We start from the raw sequence: 17235 nt of genomic DNA, 5'->3' as shown, positions 1-17235 counted from the left end.
TTCCTAAAGTGACCCTTTCCACCCCTTTGTCATTGTAATGGGGTAGGCAGCGGCCTAGCCTCGGCAAGCGCCTAACCTTGAGGAATGGACATGGACAGCGAAACCCCGAAAAACAGCAGCAAGCCCTATGTCGTGCAAGCCGCGAGCCGCTTTGGCAACAGCGATGCCGAACTGGTGCAAATGAAACCGCAACTGCCAATACGCACCGCACTGATGGAAGCTTCGGGCATCATGGGCTGCATCACCGAGATCACCCGCAAGGCCATCGACAGGCCTGAAGACCGCCAGGTGATGATGAAGGCCACGTACTACCTGGCCGGGATGGCCAAGTCACTGATCGACGGCCAGCTGCTGCAGATACGTCAGGCGCGCGAAGGCGGGGGCGAAGCCTAGCCAGGCTTGCCTGGGGGGCGCGAACTTGGCACCCTTGGGCGGTTTTTATCGTCTGTAACACGACAGAAGGAAGCATGCATTGAGCTGGGACAAGGTGGGGAAGCTTCTCGTCGCCGTGCTGATCGGCCTGATGGTCCTGTTGGCCGCCTACGCGTTGCTCAGGGGCAATCCGCGCCTTGAGGCGTCACTGACCTATGCCTACCTCACTTACCCCAGCCAGTTCAGCGAGCGGATCAGCAAGGCCAGCGAACAGCTGAAGTACGAGCAGTTGCAGGGGCAAATCAACGGTATCGTTCAAGGCCAGCTGGGCCATGATCAGGTCGAGCGGCTCATCGAAATGGCGCAGGCCCCTTATGCCCAGCTGTTCGCCAAGCCTTTCGAGGCCGGGCTGGTCGACCACCGTGCCGGCCTGCTGATCGAACTGCACAACAGCGGTAATGCGCAGGTCCGGCAGGTAAAAATCCGCCTGCCAGCCAAAGGCCTGGTGCAGGTGCGCGATGCTGCCGGCAACGACACGCTGCTGGAAACCCCCACCGCCCAGGTTGATATCCCGGCCATCGAGCCAGGTGGCACCTGCAAGGTGTGGGTGTATTTCGATGCCGACTACTCGCAGATCCGCCATGGTGGGGTCAGTATCAGCCATGCCGATGGTGAGGCCAATGTGCAGGTGTACCGCGAGGTCATTGGTTTTCCGGCCATGGTTGCCCGTTACAGCCGTGAGCTGATGATGCTGCTTGGCATACTGGCGGCCAGCGTACTGGGCTTGGCCTATGCCTGCCTGGCACGTCGTGGCCCGCGGTAAAACAGCCTGCAGAAAGATGCGTGCATGTGTTCTGCGATCAAGGGTCATTTGCTGAAAACGCAACACGCCCCCGCAGACGACCCTCTATAGTGCTCGGCATGACGAAACCCCTGCCGAGCCTGCCTGATGATTCCTTCTCTGGACGCCATTTTTTCTCGCCTGCGCCTGCGCCAGTTGCGTTTGCTGATCGAGCTGGACCGCTGTGGCTCGCTGCACAAGGCAGCTGAAGCCATGGCCATTTCCCAGCCCGGTGCCACCAAGGCCCTGCGCGAGGTCGAGGAGGTGCTGGGCGTACCGTTGTTCCAGCGAATGCCCAGCGGCCTGGTTGCCAACGACGTGGGCCGCTGCGTGGTGCGCTACGCGCGGCTGATCCACAGCGACCTGGGGCATCTGCGCGAAGAGGTGTTGGGCATCGTCCAAGGCCAGGGCGGGCGGCTGGCGGTGGGCAGTATCATGGGGGCTATGCCCACACTGGTCAGCGCCCTCGGGCGCTTGCGCCGCAAACAGCCGCAGCTGGCAGTGGAAATCGCCGAGAATACCAGCGCCAACCTGCTCGCCCAGCTGGACGAAGGGCGCCTGGACCTGGCCATCTGCCGGCCAGGGCTGGGCCGTAACGCGGCGGAATATGGCTTTGTCGAACTGGCCCAGGAGCCGTTGGCGGTGGTCGCGCATCCGCAGCATCCGCTGGCCGGGGCGGCGGCACTCAAGATCAGCGACCTTAGCCATTATCGCTGGGTGGTTTATCCGGCCAACATGCCCATGCGCCAAGCGCTGGAACGCGAGTTGAGCGAGGCGGGGGTGGAGGTGTCACGGTATCCACTGGAGACCTTTTCCACCTTCGCCACCTTCATGCTGCTTGAAGATGACCCGACGTTGGTGGCAGTCATTCCCCGTGCGGTGGCGGCCTTTGCCGAGCAGCGCGGGTTGCTGGTGTCGCTGGCGGTGCCGCTCCGGGCGCTGAGCGAGCCGTTCGGCATCGTGCACCGGGTCGCGGCGCCGTTATCGCCTGCGGCACGATTGCTGGTGGAGGAACTGACGGCGGGTGAAGTGTGACGGTCCCCATTGATTTCCAGTCCGTTGCCGAAGCGCTGGTAGGGATAAGCGGCGGTTATCGGTGGATCAGTTCTTTTCATTATCGGTGGCCCTGTCCCGTCCTCTAGATTGCCCCGGCAGCGCCTGTCAGTCACCCCTGTCACCCTGATTGCATCAAGGAGCAAACCAATGGATCTAGGCATCACCGGCCGCTGGGCCATCGTCTGCGCGGCCAGCCAAGGCCTTGGCAAAGGCTGCGCCGAAGCGCTGGGCAAAGAAGGCGTCAACCTGGTCATCAATGCCCGTACCCAAGCCACTCTGGAGCAGACCGCCAGCGAGTTGCGCAGGGCCTGCCCGGGAATCGAGGTCCATACCGTGGCAGGCGATGTTGCCGATCCCAAGGTGCGCCAGGCGCTGTTGGCGGCCTGCCCGCAGGTCGACATTCTGGTCAACAACGCCGGTGGCCCGCCACCGGGGGACTTCCGTGATTGGGGGCGTGATGACTGGCTGAAGGCGCTGGACGCCAACATGCTCACGCCCATCGAGCTGATCAAGGCGGTGGTAGATGGCATGGCCGAGCGTGGTTTTGGCCGGGTGGTGAATATCACCTCCGGCGCGGTGAAGGCACCGATCGACATGCTGGGTTTATCCAACGGTGCCCGCAGTGGTCTGACCGGATTCATTGCCGGCCTGGCCCGGCAGCAGCGTCTGGCGGGCTGCAATGTGACACTCAACAACCTGTTGCCTGGGGCGTTCGACACGGCGCGCCTGCAAAAGACCTTGAAGGCTGCGGGTGGTGATGTGGAAGTCACTGCCCAGGCGCGGCGCAAGGCAATTCCGGCGTCGCGTTTTGGCGATGCCGCAGAGTTTGGCGCGTATTGCGCATTTCTGTGCAGCGCGCATGCCGGGTACATCACCGGGCAGAACCTGCTGATCGATGGCGGGGCGTACCCCGGAACCTACTGACGCCGTTGGCGCTATTGCTTGCAGCCGCCTTCGCCCTCATGCAGCGCCAGGCTCTGGCGCAATTGTTCAATCATGGCCGCGCGCAGCGCTTGCGGCGCCTGGATGCGGATCGACCCCGCCTGGGACAGCAGCCAGCCCATCAGCGCGCGGTTGTCGTCGACGGTGGCCACCAGCGCGGCGCCGCCACTAGCCTGCGGCGTCAGTTGCATATCGACGGACAGGGGGGATTGCTCCAGGCGGCGGGCCAGCGCGTCATCGACCCAGGCATAAAGTACGACGTGTGTCGGTGGGGTAAGTGCGTCGGGTTGCAGCTGCTGCGCTTCGCCCAGGCTCAAGCCCGGTTGCCAGTACCAGCCATAAGGCATGCCTTTACTGTTGCACTGAAGCGGGAACAGTGCGGCGAGCTCGACCAGGTCGCGCTCGACGGTGCGTTTGCTGGTGGTATGGCCCACGGTTGTCAGGGCAGCCTGCAACTGGGTGGAGCTCATTCCCGGGTGGCGGCCGGGCAGCAACTTGAGCAGTTGCCACTGGCGGGCGATGGTGTGGCGGGTCGGGTGGCTGGGCAAAGGGCTCGTCCTTGAGGGCAGGCACGAAGCCCGTCCGGATAGTGGCGTTTAGCTATTGCTCAGCATACCTTTTCCCGGAATGGGATCCAAGTTCTCGCACGCGCCCTTGGCTCGAGGCGTGGACGAGGCCTTTGTGGGAGATCGCCCAGCCCCTTTGACTGCGCCGTCGCGCAGAGAACTCAGCGTGCAAGCGGTCAGCGTACCCGGACAAAAAGGGCTGCCTTGCAGGTGTATTACGTGCGACTCCGAACGCTTGCGGCCTGTTCAGCCATAGGTTGAAACCTGACAGGGGTGTAATTGAAGTCTTTGGTTTTATAGATGTTTTTTTGCAAGATTTTGATTTTTGTGTATTGTTTGTCTTGTTGTGGCTTGGGTATCGTGCTGACGGTTCCGCTATACGCTTTTACGATTGTTCGGGTTATATCTGAAAAACGTTGGCCAAACGACAGTTGCCCGTTTGGTCCAGGTGCTCCAGAGTGACAAGCGATAATGTGTATTTTTTCGTAGCGCTCAAAGCTGATTTTTCGGGTGGATAGGTGTTCGTAAAGTGCATCTGCATCCATTCCGGCGACCTTGGAATTTTCTCCGTGTGCATAGATATTGAGCGTTTTCTTTTGCCAGAATCGTTTTCTGGATGTAAATACCCCCAAATTGTTCTCCCTCAGCAGAACCTTGCCTTGCATATGCCCCGTCGGATCAGAGGCATTTACAGGGTCCCCCGCCAGGTAAGCGTAGCAGTTGATACCACCAGCTCCGAATGGGCTCACTGAATCAGGGTTTGCGAATCTCATCAGCATTGGGTTGTAGCCGCGATAGCCGTTACCTAATAAGTAATATGAGGTAACAGGGTCGCAGTACTCTCCCTTGAACCCCGCAAGCATGCCCCCAGCCGCCTGAAAATATCCCCATGGACTGAAAACTACTCGTGCCGTGCTTTTGATGGTCAATAGCATCAAGGTCGAGCCTTTCACGTCACAGGCTAGCAATTCTGTACGTTCGTTGCCCGATTGTTTATGTACAAAGAATAGAGCGTGAAGGTTAGCTCGCAGAATCGAAGATGCACCGTTGTCTTGCAGGGTAGTGGTGATCTCATCATTGCTATATAGATATAACATTTCAGCGCTCCATTCCTTTGTTTTCTGGTTAATGATGGAGTTATTTATCTGATTCGAGCGTCATGCGCTACTGGTAAAAAAGCCAGGTGTTATTTCACCTTGCCATTGCGCCCCGCGGGGCGCTCCGGGGTGCATGGCTGGAAATGATGAAGTGCGGCGGGGAACCTTCGATATGAAGTAAGGGGAACAAACGAGGCGGACAGCGGCGCCCTTACAGGAAGGTGTGGCCCCAAACAGATGTGGAGCGGCTTTACATCCCACTCCGCCGCACATGCTTCACCAACACCTTCTCCAACAACTCCCACATCGCCGGGTCCGTACTGAACGCCACGTTGAACCGCATCCACCCGGTCGCCTTGGCGTCGACCATGAACAACTGCCCTGGGCCTAGCATGATGCCTTTCTCCAGCGCATCGTCCAGCAACGCGGCACTGTCGGGAATCGCCGGATGGCGGGTCCAGATGTACATGCCTTCATCCGATTCGGTGAACAATTCAAAGCCCAGTCGATGCAGATGCCGGCCAACTTCCTGATGCGCCTCGGCCAGGCGCTGGCGCAGGCGCTTGAGGTGCTTGCGCCAGCGCCCGTCGATGATCGCCGCATACACCACGCGCTCCATCACCTGCGAGGTGGTCAGGCCTGAGCGCATCTTCAGGTGCAGCAGTTTTTGCATCAGTTCGGGGTTGGCCAGCATGTAGCCGACCCGCACGTTGGGTGAAATGCTCTTGGAATAGCTGCCCACGTACACCACCTGCTGCAGATGGTCGAGGCTGGCCAGGCATGGCTGCGGCTCGGCGACCATGTCGGCGTACAGGTTGTTCTCCACCAGTCGGAAGCCATGCTGGCTGGCAAGCTGCAGCAGGCGGTGCAACTGCGGCAGCGGGGTGCGCGAGCACGTCGGGCTGTGCAGGTGCGGCTGGGTGAAGAACGCCGTCGGGCGGTGGTGGCTGAGCAGTTGCTCCAGCTGGTTCAGGTCGTAGCCGGCCGGTGTACGTGGCACGCCTACCAGGGTTGCGCCTTGGGTGCGCAGGATGCTCATGAGGTTCGGGTAGCCGGGGTCGTCCACCAGCACCACATCGCCTGGGCGCACCAGTGTGCGTGCGGCCAGGTCCAGGGCCTGGCTGGCGCCGTGGGTGAGCATCAGCTGTGCCGGGTTGGCGACGATCGACAGCTCTTGTTGCAGGTTCTGTGCGGTCAGTGCACGCAGCTCCATCAGGCCCATGGGGTCGCCGTACCCCGACAGCTCCAGCGGGCTGCCGGCCACCTGGCGCAGACCGCGGCGCAGGCCGTCTTCGTACATCCAGTCGTTGGGCAGCCAGCCGCACCCCGGTTTGTACGGCAACTGGCGGATTTCGAAAATCTGCTGCAGGTACCACTCGGAGTTGAACGTTGGTCGACTGGTGTCGGCCTCGGTGTTGTGCTGCTCCAGCAGTTCGCCCGCCGCACGGTTGACGAAGAACCCCGCATTGCCACGGCTCACCAGCAGCCCTTGGGCGACCAGGCGGTCGTAGGCCTCTACCACGGTGAAGGTACTCACCGAATAGCTTGCGGCAAAGGCGCGAATCGACGGGACCTTGGCGCCTGGCTTGAGGGTTTGGTTGTCGATCAGCTCGCGCAGCCCATCGATGATCTGGTTGACCAGCGGGGTAGAGGAGTCTGGATGTAATTCGAACATTCGGGGCCTTCAGGGTGCGTATCGCCTGGCGTCTGCAGGGTGTACTGCATGGGCGACCTATACAGTGCAGTGCGAGATTCATGCCACTGTGCATGGCTCTCTGCGTCGGACATTTTTACATTAGGTGTCGGATATCGCCACATAAAGCATGTTCAGTTCGCCTCAGGCAGTCGCCCTGGGGCGCGTCAGCAGGCCGCCATGGAAGGCCTGCGTGTGTAATTCACACCATCCTGCCCGCATTAGCACTGATGTACAGGTGAAATCGCCAGCCATCGGGGTTTCACAGTTTTCCTTGGATAAAAAGAAGCACGGGGTACACAACTGATGGACGCAACATCCACAACCACCACCGCGAAAAGCGGGCACGAGAGCAAGCTCAGTGCCTCGCTGAAGTCGCGCCACCTGACGATGATGTCGATCGCCGGGGTTATCGGCGGCGCCTTGTTCGTCGGTTCCGGCAGCGTGATCCACAGCGCCGGCCCAGCCGCTGTCCTGGCCTACCTGGCAGGCGGCATCCTGGTGGTACTGATCATGCGCATGCTGGGTGAAATGGCGACTTCCTCGCCTGACACCGGCTCGTTCTCGACCTACGCCGACCGCGCCATTGGCCGTTGGGCCGGTTTTACCATCGGCTGGCTGTACTGGTGGTACTGGGTCATCCTCATGGCCTGGGAAGCCTATGTGGCGGGCAAGATCCTGCATGGCTTCTTCCCCGACGTCAGCGTCAACGTGTTCGTGCTGGCCACAACCCTGTTGCTGATCACCGTCAACTTCTTCAACGTCAAGCACTACGGTGAGTTCGAGTTCTGGTTCGCCTTGATCAAGGTGATTGCGATCGTCTGCTTCCTGATCGTGTGTACGGCTGCCGTGATGAACATCTGGCAGTTCGGTGAAGTGCGTGGCATCAGCCACCTCACCGCCGAAGGCTTCATGCCCAATGGCATCACCACTGTGATCGGTGCCTTGCTCGGGGTGATGTTCGCCTTCCTCGGCGCCGAAATCGTTACCATCGCGGCCTCCGAAGCCAAGGACCCGGCTGCGCAGATCGTCAAGGCGACCAACTCGGTGGTCTGGCGTGTGTGCCTGTTCTACGTCGGCTCGATCTTCCTGATCGTCTGCCTGGTACCGTGGAACGACCCGCACCTGGGTGTTTCTGGCTATGGCGCTTATCGCCGTACCCTGGAGCTGCTGGGCGTGCCGTATGCCGAGCTGTTGATGAACTTCGTGGTGCTGACTTCCGTGAGCAGCTGCCTGATCTCCGGCCACTACACCGCTTCGCGCATGCTGTTCTCCCTGGCCCAGCGTGGCGACGCGCCGTCGTTCTTCAAGATCACCCGCGCCGGTACTGGTGTACCGGTGTACGCGATCATGGGTTCGTGCGCCGTGGCCGTGGTGTGTGCATTGATCAACTTCAGCGAGACCCTGCGCCCGAAAGACGTGCTGGACACCCTGATGAACACCACCGGCATGATCGCCCTGCTGGTGTACCTGGTTATCGCCTTCTCGCAGCTGCGCATGCGCCGCAAGCTGATTGCCGAGGGCAAGGAGGTACGCCTGAAGATGTGGCTGTTCCCGTGGCTGACCTACCTGGTGATCGCGTTCATCGTGGCAGCCCTGGTCACCATGGCCTTCATGCCTGACTACCAGATCCTGGTCATTTCCACCGGTATCGCTGCGGCGGTCGTGGTGGCGATGGGTGTGGTGCACCAGATCCGCTCTGGTAGCAAGCAGCACTAAGCGTCACTCGCGTCTGGAAACGGCCGGCTCCCTTGGGGACCCGGCCGTTTCGCGTTGTTGGGCCTGGGCTTTTTCTGCGGGCATGTGGAAACGCTGGTTCATCCACGGTGAACCGAGCAGGGCGGCCGCAGCGATCAGGGCCAGGATGGCGAGGGCGATGTAGGTCTTCAAGGGCGTGCGCATGCAAGGACTGACTTCAAGCAGAGGTGATCAGTTCCGGCGTAATCCGTTCGCAACCGTCCCGCCGGGCGACAGATGGCATATGCTAGGCACATTGCCCGCCCAAAGGAGCCGCACATGGCCTGGTCCGCCAACCAGTATTCCCTGTTCGAAGACGAACGCACACGCGCCGTACGCGACCTGATTGCCGCCATCCCGCCACGGCCGGTGCGCCACGCCACCGACCTGGGGTGCGGCCCCGGCAACTCGACCGAAGTGCTGCTGCAGCGTTACCCCGATGCCCAGGTGACGGCACTGGACAGCGACCCGGACATGATCGACAAGGCCCGTGAGCGCAAGCGGCTGTGCATCCCGCGTGTGCGCACGGTCATTGCCGACATTGCCGGCTGGACTGCCCCCGAGCCGCAGGACCTGATCCTGGCCAATGCCTCGCTGCAATGGGTACCTGACCACGCCTTGCTGTATCCGCACCTGGTGCGCCAGCTCAGCGAAGGCGCCAGCCTGGCCGTGCAGACCCCGGACAACCTTGACGAACCGGCCCACCGGCAGTTGCGCGAGATCGCAAGCCAAGGCCCCTGGGCGGCGAAGTTCGCCGACTTGCAGCTGCCGCCACGGCACAACGCGGCGTTCTACTACGATTTGCTCAGCCCGCTGTGCGCACGGGTGGACGTGTGGCGCACCACCTATCATCACCCGTTGGTGGGGGGCGCCGAAGCGGTAGTGGAATGGTTCAAGGGCTCGGCGTTGCGGCCTTATCTGGCCAGGCTTGATGAGCAGGAGCAGGCCGACTTCCTGCAGATGTACCTGCAGGCCATGCAGCGCGATTATCCGCCAGCCTCTGATGGCAAGGTCCTGTTGCCCTTCCCGCGGTTGTTCGTGATCGCTACCCGCTAGGGCGGCGCCAGCGCCAGGCCACGTAGCTGTAGATGCCGAGGTTCAGCGCCAGCACGAGGGTGCCCAGCAGCAGCTGGATCTGCGGGGTCAGGCCGGCGGGGTAGATCAGTGGCCAGACGTAGTGCTCGACGAAGCTGCCCTGGTAACCTGCGTCACCGGCGGCATTGCGCATGCGGTTTTCCCAGGTGGTGAGCGGGCAGCCCAGGTGCAGGCACTCCACCGCGCCAGGCCCCAGGCCAGGACCGGCAAGTGCAGCAACAGGGCAGGGCGCCAGCGCAGCACCAGCAGCCCGCCGAACAGCACCAGCAGGATGAAGGCCAGGTGCAGCAGCACCAGGGTGTCGGCGGCAAGGCGGTAGAGCATGGGGTGGGCGCCCGGGGATTGGGGTTATCCCAGCATAGTCGGGTTGCCTGATCTGGCCCCTTCGCGGGCTCGCCCGCTCCCACAGCATCACCACAGGTTCCGGATGCCGCGCAGGACCTGTGGGAGCGGGCGAGCCCGCGAAAAGGCCAGCACAGTGCTACACCCCTTCCTCGACCATCTGCAGGAAAGTCGCCACCACCCGGCGTGTACGCTGCTCGCTCAGGCACACCAGGGTCTCGGTCAAATGCCGCTGGCAATCGACAATCGGCAACGCACACACCCGCGCATCGGCACCGAACTCCGCCGCCGACACCACACCCACACCAATCCCTACCACCACCGCTTCACGCGCCGCTTCCCGGCCCTCCACCTGGATCGCTGCGCGTATCCGCAGGCCGGCACGTTGCATCTCTTCTTCCAGCGTTTGCCGCGTTACCGAGCCGGGCTCGCGCAGCACCAGGGGCGTGTCGTCCAGGTCGGCCAGACTGATCGAGCCACGGCTGGCCCATGGGTGGTGGTGGGAAACGAACGCCACCATCGGGTCACGACGCAGCGGCAGGCAATGCAGGCGCTCATCGTCGACATCCCGCCCCAACAGGGCCAGGTCGGCCTGATAGCTGAACAGCCGCGCCAGCGATTCGTCGGTATTGCCCGTTTCGATCTTCACCTGGATACCCGGATAACGCTGGCAGAAGCGGGCGATCTGCGGCAGCACGTGCACCGGCGCATCCACTGCCAGCACCAGGCTGCCGGTGTGCAGCGCACGCGAGTCGTGCAGCAGCTCTTGTGCCTCGGCCTCGCAGGCGAACAGGCGTTGGCTGATGCCCAGCAGCCGCTCACCAAGGTCGGTGAGCTGCACCGAGCGTTTGTTGCGGTGGAACAGCAATACGCCGAAGCGCTCCTCCAGTTTGCGCACCTGATCGGACACCGCAGGCTGGGTAAGAAACAGCCTTTCAGCGGCGCGGGTAAAGCTGCCGTGTACGGCCACCGCGTGGAAAGCCTTGAGTTGAGCGTGGGATACCGACATGACGACCTCAGTAACAAGCTGGGCTTATGTGTGTAATACGATAAATCGATTTTATTTATCCTACAGCAACTGTTTCCATGGATTTCAGCCCGACGCTGGCACCACGAATGCCGCCAGGGCCATGGCGCTCACACGGCGCCACCTGACCCGATGACAGCCTCGTCATCGCTGTGCGTAACACAAGAACAAGACAGGCGTTTCTTCACATTCTGCCGGCACACTTGAGCAAGAGGTCAGACTTACATGAATCAATCCCTAGCCGCGTTCAAACGCTGGCGCATCCAGATTTTCGCCATCACCTGGCTGGCTTACGCCGCCTTCTACTTCACCCGCAAAGCCTTCTCGGTGGCCAAGCTGGGCATCGCCGAAGACCCAGGTTTCATGCTCGACAAGGCCGCCATGGCCAACCTGGATGCCATCTACCTGGCCGCCTATGCCGTGGGCCAATTCACCTGGGGCATGCTTGCCGACCGCTTCGGCCCGCGCGTGGTGGTGCTGGGCGGGTTGCTGATTTCTGCGGCGGCGGCAGTGGTGATGGGCAGTTACGCAACCTTCCCGATCTTCGCCACCTGCATGCTGGTACAGGGCCTGGCGCAATCCACCGGCTGGGCCGGCTTGTGCAAGAACATCGGCAGCTTCTTCCCGGCTTCGCAGCGCGGGCGGGTGCTGGGCCTGTGGAGTTCCTGCTATGCCTTCGGCGGCCTGGTGGCCTCGCCGTTCGCGGGCTGGTGGGCCTACACCCTGGTGGGCACCTGGCATGCGGCGTTCTTCTCCAGCGCGGTGGTGGTGGCGCTGGTGGCGGTGCTGTTCTTCTTCCTGCAGCGCAACAAACCCGAGGACGTCGGCTTGCCGGCGGTTGAGCCCGAGCCGCAAAGCATGGCCCCGGCCGACAACCTGTGCAGCGTGTGGGCACCCCTGCGGGAAATCTTGCGTAATCGCACGGTGTTGACCCTGGGCCTGGCGTATTTCCTGCTGAAGCCGGCGCGCTACGCCATCTTGCTGTGGGGCCCTGTGATCGTCTTCGAGCAGATGCCCTCGGTGGGCAAAGTGGGCGCGGCAATCATCCCGACTGCTTTCGAACTGGCCGGGCTGCTTGGCCCGATCATGATCGGCCTGGCCTCGGACAAACTGTTTGGCGCCCGGCGCATGCCGGCCTGCGTGATCAGCCTGGTGCTGCTGACCGTGACACTGGCGGCGTTCATGGCGGCCATGCACACCGGCAGCGTGCTGCTGGTGGTGGCGCTGCTGTTCGTCATGGGCCTGACCCTGTACGGGCCGGACTCGATGATCAGCGGCGCTGCAGCCATCGACTTCGGCACCGCCAAGGCCGGCGCCACCGCAGCAGGTTTCGTCAACGGCTGCGGCTCGGTGGGCGCGGTGCTGGGTGGGCTGCTGCCGGGTTACTTCGACGGCGTCACGGTGTTCATCGTGTTCGCGGGCTGTGCGCTGTTCTCGGCGCTGGTGTTGCTGCCGCACTGGAACAGCCGCCCGGCCAGCAGCGCGCAAGGCACCGACGTGGCACCGAACACCAGCATGGCAATCAAGCCACTGCGTACTTAAAGGAAAGCGAGCGAATGAGACCCTTCTGGCTGCAACAGGCCCTGGATTCGGCGCAGGAGGCGGTATGCCCGCCGCTGCAAGGCGATACCCGTTGCGATGTGTGCATTGTCGGCGGCGGCTACACCGGCCTGTGGACGGCACTGATGCTCAAGGAAGCGGTACCGGCCCTGGATGTGGTGCTGATCGAGGCCGACATCTGTGGTGCCGGTGCCAGCGGCCGCAATGGGGGGTGTGCGTTGTCCTGGTCGGCCAAGTACTTCACCCTCGAACGCCTGTTCGGGGCGGCGGAGGCGGTGCGGCTGGTGCGCGAGTCGGAGCGCAGCATCGCAGACATCGGAGTGTTCTGCGCGGCCAATGGCATCGACTGCGACTACCGCCTGGACGGCACGCTGTACACGGCCACCAACGCAGCGCAGGTCGGTGCCACCGACGCGGTGATCGCCGCGTTGGAGCACAAGGGCATCAACTCGTTCCGCCGCTTGCCGCTGGAGCAGGTGCAGCGCCTGGCCGGTTCGGCACGGCACCTGGAGGGCTGGTTCTCGCCGGCCGCCGCCACCGTGCAGCCTGGCAAACTGGTGCGCGGCCTGCGCCGCGTGGCCTTGCAGCGCGGCGTGCGGCTCTACGAAGGCACCGCCATGACCGGCCTGGAACACGGCGCCCCGGTGCAGGTACGCACGGCCCACGGCACACTGCGCGCCGACCGTGTAGTGCTGGGCCTCAATGCCTGGATGGCGCGCGTCTTCCCGCAGTTCGAGCGCAGTGTGGCGATCGTTTCCAGCGACATGGTCATTACCGAACCGTGCCCCGAGCTGCTGCGCCAGATCGGCCTGGACAGCGGGATCAGCGTGCTCGACTCGCGTATTTTCGTGCACTACTACCACAACACCTCCGATGGCCGGCTGATGCTCGGCAAGGGCGGCAACACGTTTGCCTATGGCGGGCGCATGTTGCCGGTGTTCGACCAGCCGTCGCCGTATCGGCGGTTGCTGCGCGAAAGCCTTGGCGGCTTTTTCCCGGCCTTGGCCGAGGTGCCACTGGCGGCCAGCTGGAACGGGCCGTCCGATCGATCAGTAACCGGCCTGCCGTTCTTTGGTCGGTTGGATGGGCAGGGCAACGTGTTCTACGGCTTTGGTTACTCCGGCAGCGGTGTTGGCCCGTGCCACATGGGCGGGCAGATTCTTTCGTCGCTGGCGCTGGGGCTGGACAACCCGTGGACCCGGTCGCCGCTGGTCAAAGGGCCGCTGGGGCTGTTCCCGCCCGAGCCGATCCGCTACCTGGGCTCGCTGATGGTGCGCAATGCCATCCGCCGCAAGGAGCAGGCCGAAGATCGTGGTGTGCGCCCACGAAGGCTGGATGTGCGGTTGGCGCGGTTTGCCGCGGCGGCGGGCAAGGCCGATAAAGGCTGATGAGATTTCTTGTCGATCCCATGCTCGAGGGCGTATAAAATGCACCCACTTTTGGCCGGTCGCTTCCTGAACCGGCCGCTGAAACAAGAGAGTCGACATGGGCGCACAGTGGAAAGCCAAACATAGAGAAACAGCGGCCAATGCCAAAGGCAAGATCATGGGCAAGCTGTCCAAGGAAATCCAGATCGCGGCCAAGTCGGGTGCCGATCCCGACATGAACCCGCGCCTGCGCCTGGCCATCGTGCAAGCCAAGAAGGCTTCGATGACCCGCGAGACCCTGGATCGGGCAATCCGCAAGGGCGCTGGCCTGGACGGTGATGCCGTGCAATACCATGCGGTGAGCTACGAAGGTTTCGCACCGCACCAGGTGCCGCTGATCGTCGAGTGCCTGACCGACAACATCAACCGCACCGTCGCGCAGATCCGCGTGCTGTTCCGCAAGGGCCAGCTGGGTGCCAGCGGTTCGGTAGCGTGGGACTTCAACCATGTAGGCCTGATCGAAGCCACGCCTGCGAGCGCTGACGCTGATCCGGAAATGGCCGCGATCGAAGCCGGTGCCCAGGACTTCGAGGAAGGTGAAGAAGAGGGCTCGACCCTGTTCATTACCGACACCACCGACCTGGACGCGGTGCAGAAGGCCCTGCCAGAGCATGGTTTCACCGTGACTGCGGCGAAAATCGGTTACACCCCTAAAAACCCGGTAAGCGCGGCCAGCCTGAGTGCTGAAGCGTTGGCCGAGGTCGAAGCGTTCCTCGAGGCGATCGACGAGCACGATGACGTGCAGAATGTCTATGTTGGCCTGACCGAGTAATCGTCGGGGCCGCGTTGCGGCCTGTTCGCGGGCAAGCCCGCTCCCGCAGGTTTTTCACGATGCTGAACCGTGTGAGAACCCTGTGAGAGCGGGCTTGCCCGCGAGAGGGCCCTTGAATTCCACCGCAGGGAGCCTGCATGAACCCCACCTTCGCCTCCCTCAGCCTCGCCCACCTGCGCACCCTCGACCACCTGTTGCAGCTTAAAAACCTCAGCCACGCGGCCGAGCGCCTGGGTGTCAGCCAATCGGCCCTGAGCCGGCAGCTGGCCCACCTGCGTGAAGCCTTCGATGATCCGTTGCTGGTGCGCCAAGGGCGTGGTTATGTGCTTAGCGAACATGCCGAAGCCCTGGTCGAGCCTTTGCGCCAGGTGCTCGAAGAACTGCACGCGCTGCGCCAGCCCGCCATCTTCGACCCGGCGCGCTGCGAGCGGCGGTTCTGCCTGGCCGCTTCGGACTATGTGGCCGAGCACATGCTGCCGCTGCTGGTGGCGGCGCTGGAGCGCGAAGCGCCAGGTGTGTCGCTGGAGTACCGCACCTGGCAGGCCGGCCAGTACGCCTTGCTGGCCAGCGGAGAAATCGACCTGGCGACCACTTTGTTCGACGAGTCGCCGCCCAACCTGCATGGGCGGCTGCTGGGTGAGGACCGCGCGGTATGCCTGATGCGCCAGGATCATCCGCTGGCCGCGCAGGCCGCGCTCAGCCAGGCCGACTACCTGGCGTACAAGCATGTGCGCATTTCGGGCGGTGGCGACAAGGACAGCTTCATCGACCGGCACTTGCGTGCACAGGGCCTGCAGCGGCGGGTCAGCCTGGAAGTGCCGTTCTTCTGCGCCACGGTACAAGTGATTGCCAGCAGTCAGGCCGTGGCCACGGTCCCCGAGCACATTGCCCGACAGCTGAGCCGTTTGCATGACCTGGCCTGGCGACCACTGAGCTTCATCGACCACAGCCAGCGGTACTGGGTAGTGTGGCACCAGCGCCTGCAGGCCTCGGCCGAGCACCGCTGGTTGCGTAACCGGGTATTCGAGTTGTGGCGCCAGTCGCAGTTCGGGGTGCAGGGCGGGCATGCGGGTTCGCCATAGCAGCTATGCGGGAAGCGGGGTTATTCGGCTGGGGATAGGTGCCTAGACTGGGGCATTGTGTTGATTGTGCGGCTTCTTCGCGGCTGTAGGAGCGGGTTTACCCGCGAAAGGGCCAGCACAGGCAATGGATAACCCCCAGGAGAGCTAGCGTGACCCCCGAACAATTCCGCCAGTACGGCCACCAACTGATCGACCTGATCGCCGACTACCGTCAGACCGTGGGCGAACGCCCGGTCATGGCCCAGGTCGAACCTGGCTATCTCAAGGACGCCTTGCCCGCAACTGCCCCTCAACAAGGCGAACCTTTCGCGGCCATTCTCGACGACGTCAATAACCTGGTCATGCCCGGCCTGTCCCATTGGCAGCACCCGGACTTCTATGGCTATTTCCCTTCCAATGGCACCCTGTCCTCGGTGCTGGGGGACTTCCTCAGTACCGGTCTGGGCGTGCTGGGCCTGTCATGGCAATCCAGCCCGGCCCTGAGCGAACTGGAAGAAACCACCCTCGACTGGCTGCGCCAGTTGCTTGGCCTGTCTGGCCAGTGGAGTGGGGTGATCCAGGACACTGCCTCGACCAGTACCCTGGTGGCGCTGATCAGTGCCCGTGAACGCGCCACTGACTACGCCCTGGTACGTGGTGGCCTGCAGGCCGAGCCCAAGCCTTTGATCGTGTATGTCAGCGCCCACGCCCACAGCTCGGTGGACAAGGCTGCACTGCTGGCAGGTTTTGGCCGCGACAATATCCGCCTGATTCCCACCGACGAACGCTACGCCCTGCGCCCAGAGGCACTGCAGGCGGCGATCGAACAGGACCTGGCTGCCGGCAACCAGCCGTGCGCCGTGGTTGCCACCACCGGCACCACGACGACCACTGCCCTCGACCCGCTGCGCCCGGTCGGTGAAATCGCCCAGGCCAATGGGCTGTGGTTGCACGTTGACTCGGCCATGGCCGGTTCGGCGATGATCCTCCCCGAGTGCCGCTGGATGTGGGACGGCATCGAGCTGGCCGATTCGGTGGTGGTCAACGCGCACAAATGGCTGGGTGTGGCCTTCGATTGCTCGATCTACTACGTGCGCGATCCGCAGCACCTGATCCGCGTGATGAGCACCAATCCCAGCTACCTGCAGTCGGCGGTGGATGGCGAGGTGAAGAACCTGCGCGACTGGGGCATTCCGCTGGGCCGTCGGTTCCGTGCGTTGAAGCTGTGGTTCATGTTGCGCAGCGAGGGTGTCGACGCATTGCAGGCGCGGCTGCGGCGTGACCTGGACAATGCCCAGTGGCTGGCGGGGCAGGTCGAGGCGGCGGCGGAGTGGGAAGTGTTGGCGCCAGTACAGCTGCAAACCTTGTGCATTCGCCATCGACCGGCGGGGCTTGAAGGGGAGGCGCTGGATGCGCATACCAAGGGCTGGGCCGAGCGGCTGAATGCATCCGGCGCTGCTTATGTGACGCCGGCTACACTGGACGGGCGGTGGATGGTGCGGGTTTCGATTGGTGCGCTGCCGACCGAGCGGGGGGATGTGCAGCGGCTGTGGGCACGTCTGCAGGACGTGATCAAGGGCTGAAGCCTGTACGGTACCTGTATGAGCGGGCTTGCCCGCGAAGGGGCTGCAAAGCAGCCCCTGCAAT

The 17235-nt window shown here is 63.0% G+C and carries 17 protein-coding genes and 1 pseudogene; 12 read left to right on the top strand and 6 right to left on the bottom strand.

The genetic code is table 11. From position 1 onward, the window contains the following. Window positions 1-90: 90 nt before the first annotated feature. From ACF8O8_RS15255 to ACF8O8_RS15240, 4 genes are all read left to right on the top strand, one after another. Window positions 91-393 carry a DUF3077 domain-containing protein gene (locus tag ACF8O8_RS15255; RefSeq protein WP_392509923.1) on the top strand — a complete coding sequence of 101 codons (303 nt, stop codon included), beginning with the start codon at window positions 91-93 and terminating at the stop codon, window positions 391-393. A gap of 79 nt (window positions 394-472) precedes the next feature. Further along, a complete protein-coding gene (locus ACF8O8_RS15250) occupies window positions 473-1195 on the top strand; it encodes a hypothetical protein (RefSeq protein WP_392509922.1) in 723 nt (240 codons plus the stop codon). A gap of 126 nt (window positions 1196-1321) precedes the next feature. Continuing rightward, complete coding sequence (locus ACF8O8_RS15245) at window positions 1322-2248, top strand: LysR family transcriptional regulator (protein ID WP_020189917.1); 927 nt, start codon at window positions 1322-1324, stop codon at window positions 2246-2248. Window positions 2249-2416: 168 nt separating this feature from the next. Beyond that, the gene (locus tag ACF8O8_RS15240; RefSeq protein WP_010953470.1) at window positions 2417-3193 is read left to right on the top strand and encodes an SDR family oxidoreductase; all 777 of its coding nucleotides are present in this window, start codon (window positions 2417-2419) and stop codon (window positions 3191-3193) included. A gap of 11 nt (window positions 3194-3204) precedes the next feature. Here ACF8O8_RS15240 and ACF8O8_RS15235 read toward each other — a convergent pair whose 3' ends face one another. The 3 genes from ACF8O8_RS15235 to ACF8O8_RS15225 all read right to left on the bottom strand — a co-directional run bounded on the left by ACF8O8_RS15235 (window position 3205) and on the right by ACF8O8_RS15225 (window position 6549). Continuing rightward, on the bottom strand, window positions 3205-3759 hold the full coding sequence (locus ACF8O8_RS15235) for a WYL domain-containing protein (RefSeq protein WP_350297670.1): 555 nt from the start codon (window positions 3757-3759) through the stop codon (window positions 3205-3207). Between the two features lie 233 nt (window positions 3760-3992). Continuing rightward, a complete protein-coding gene (locus tag ACF8O8_RS15230) occupies window positions 3993-4874 on the bottom strand; it encodes an RHS repeat-associated core domain-containing protein (RefSeq protein WP_392509921.1) in 882 nt (293 codons plus the stop codon). 250 nt (window positions 4875-5124) lie between these two features. Beyond that, on the bottom strand, window positions 5125-6549 hold the full coding sequence (locus ACF8O8_RS15225; protein ID WP_010953472.1) for a PLP-dependent aminotransferase family protein: 1425 nt from the start codon (window positions 6547-6549) through the stop codon (window positions 5125-5127). Between the two features lie 324 nt (window positions 6550-6873). On the opposite strand from ACF8O8_RS15225, the gene ACF8O8_RS15220 reads away from it, so the two are divergent. Beyond that, window positions 6874-8286 (top strand): amino acid permease, encoded by a 1413-nt coding sequence (locus tag ACF8O8_RS15220; protein ID WP_004575400.1) that lies wholly within the window; start codon window positions 6874-6876, stop codon window positions 8284-8286. Between the two features lie 3 nt (window positions 8287-8289). Here ACF8O8_RS15220 and ACF8O8_RS15215 read toward each other — a convergent pair whose 3' ends face one another. Next, a complete protein-coding gene (locus ACF8O8_RS15215) occupies window positions 8290-8469 on the bottom strand; it encodes a hypothetical protein (RefSeq protein ID WP_003250772.1) in 180 nt (59 codons plus the stop codon). Between the two features lie 114 nt (window positions 8470-8583). On the opposite strand from ACF8O8_RS15215, the gene tam reads away from it, so the two are divergent. Beyond that, on the top strand, window positions 8584-9360 hold the full coding sequence (gene tam / locus ACF8O8_RS15210; protein ID WP_019438830.1) for a trans-aconitate 2-methyltransferase: 777 nt from the start codon (window positions 8584-8586) through the stop codon (window positions 9358-9360). Here tam and ACF8O8_RS15205 read toward each other — a convergent pair. Next, window positions 9350-9663, bottom strand: a pseudogene (locus tag ACF8O8_RS15205) (DUF2784 domain-containing protein). The gene tam and the pseudogene ACF8O8_RS15205 sit on opposite strands and share 11 nt — an antisense overlap. Here ACF8O8_RS15205 and ACF8O8_RS15200 point away from each other — a divergent pair. Further along, complete coding sequence (locus ACF8O8_RS15200; protein ID WP_392509941.1) at window positions 9610-9774, top strand: hypothetical protein; 165 nt, start codon at window positions 9610-9612, stop codon at window positions 9772-9774. The pseudogene ACF8O8_RS15205 and the gene ACF8O8_RS15200 overlap by 54 nt on opposite strands. Window positions 9775-9880: 106 nt before the next feature. Here ACF8O8_RS15200 and ACF8O8_RS15195 read toward each other — a convergent pair whose 3' ends face one another. Beyond that, window positions 9881-10750, bottom strand: a complete 870-nt coding sequence (locus tag ACF8O8_RS15195) for a LysR substrate-binding domain-containing protein (RefSeq protein WP_003250776.1) — start codon at window positions 10748-10750, stop codon at window positions 9881-9883. 243 nt (window positions 10751-10993) lie between these two features. Between ACF8O8_RS15195 and ACF8O8_RS15190 the strand changes: the two genes are divergently transcribed. The 5 genes from ACF8O8_RS15190 (at window position 10994) to ACF8O8_RS15170 (ending at window position 17171) form a co-directional block, all read left to right on the top strand. After that, on the top strand, window positions 10994-12310 hold the full coding sequence (locus ACF8O8_RS15190) for an MFS transporter (RefSeq protein WP_019751922.1): 1317 nt from the start codon (window positions 10994-10996) through the stop codon (window positions 12308-12310). Between the two features lie 14 nt (window positions 12311-12324). Then, window positions 12325-13716 (top strand): FAD-dependent oxidoreductase, encoded by a 1392-nt coding sequence (locus ACF8O8_RS15185; protein WP_012052836.1) that lies wholly within the window; start codon window positions 12325-12327, stop codon window positions 13714-13716. Window positions 13717-13813: 97 nt separating this feature from the next. Continuing rightward, window positions 13814-14527 (top strand): YebC/PmpR family DNA-binding transcriptional regulator, encoded by a 714-nt coding sequence (locus ACF8O8_RS15180; protein WP_004575404.1) that lies wholly within the window; start codon window positions 13814-13816, stop codon window positions 14525-14527. A 137-nt stretch (window positions 14528-14664) separates the two neighbouring features. Beyond that, window positions 14665-15609 carry a LysR family transcriptional regulator gene (locus ACF8O8_RS15175; protein ID WP_392509920.1) on the top strand — a complete coding sequence of 315 codons (945 nt, stop codon included), beginning with the start codon at window positions 14665-14667 and terminating at the stop codon, window positions 15607-15609. A 149-nt stretch (window positions 15610-15758) separates the two neighbouring features. Continuing rightward, complete coding sequence (locus ACF8O8_RS15170) at window positions 15759-17171, top strand: DOPA decarboxylase (RefSeq protein ID WP_392509919.1); 1413 nt, start codon at window positions 15759-15761, stop codon at window positions 17169-17171. The last annotated feature ends 64 nt before the right edge of the window (window positions 17172-17235 follow it).

Source organism: Pseudomonas sp. TYF_14, assembly GCF_043105275.1.
Lineage (GTDB): Bacteria > Pseudomonadota > Gammaproteobacteria > Pseudomonadales > Pseudomonadaceae > Aquipseudomonas > Aquipseudomonas alloputida.
Note: the sequence above shows the minus strand (reverse complement) of the source record. Positions and strands in the feature narration are given on the sequence as shown.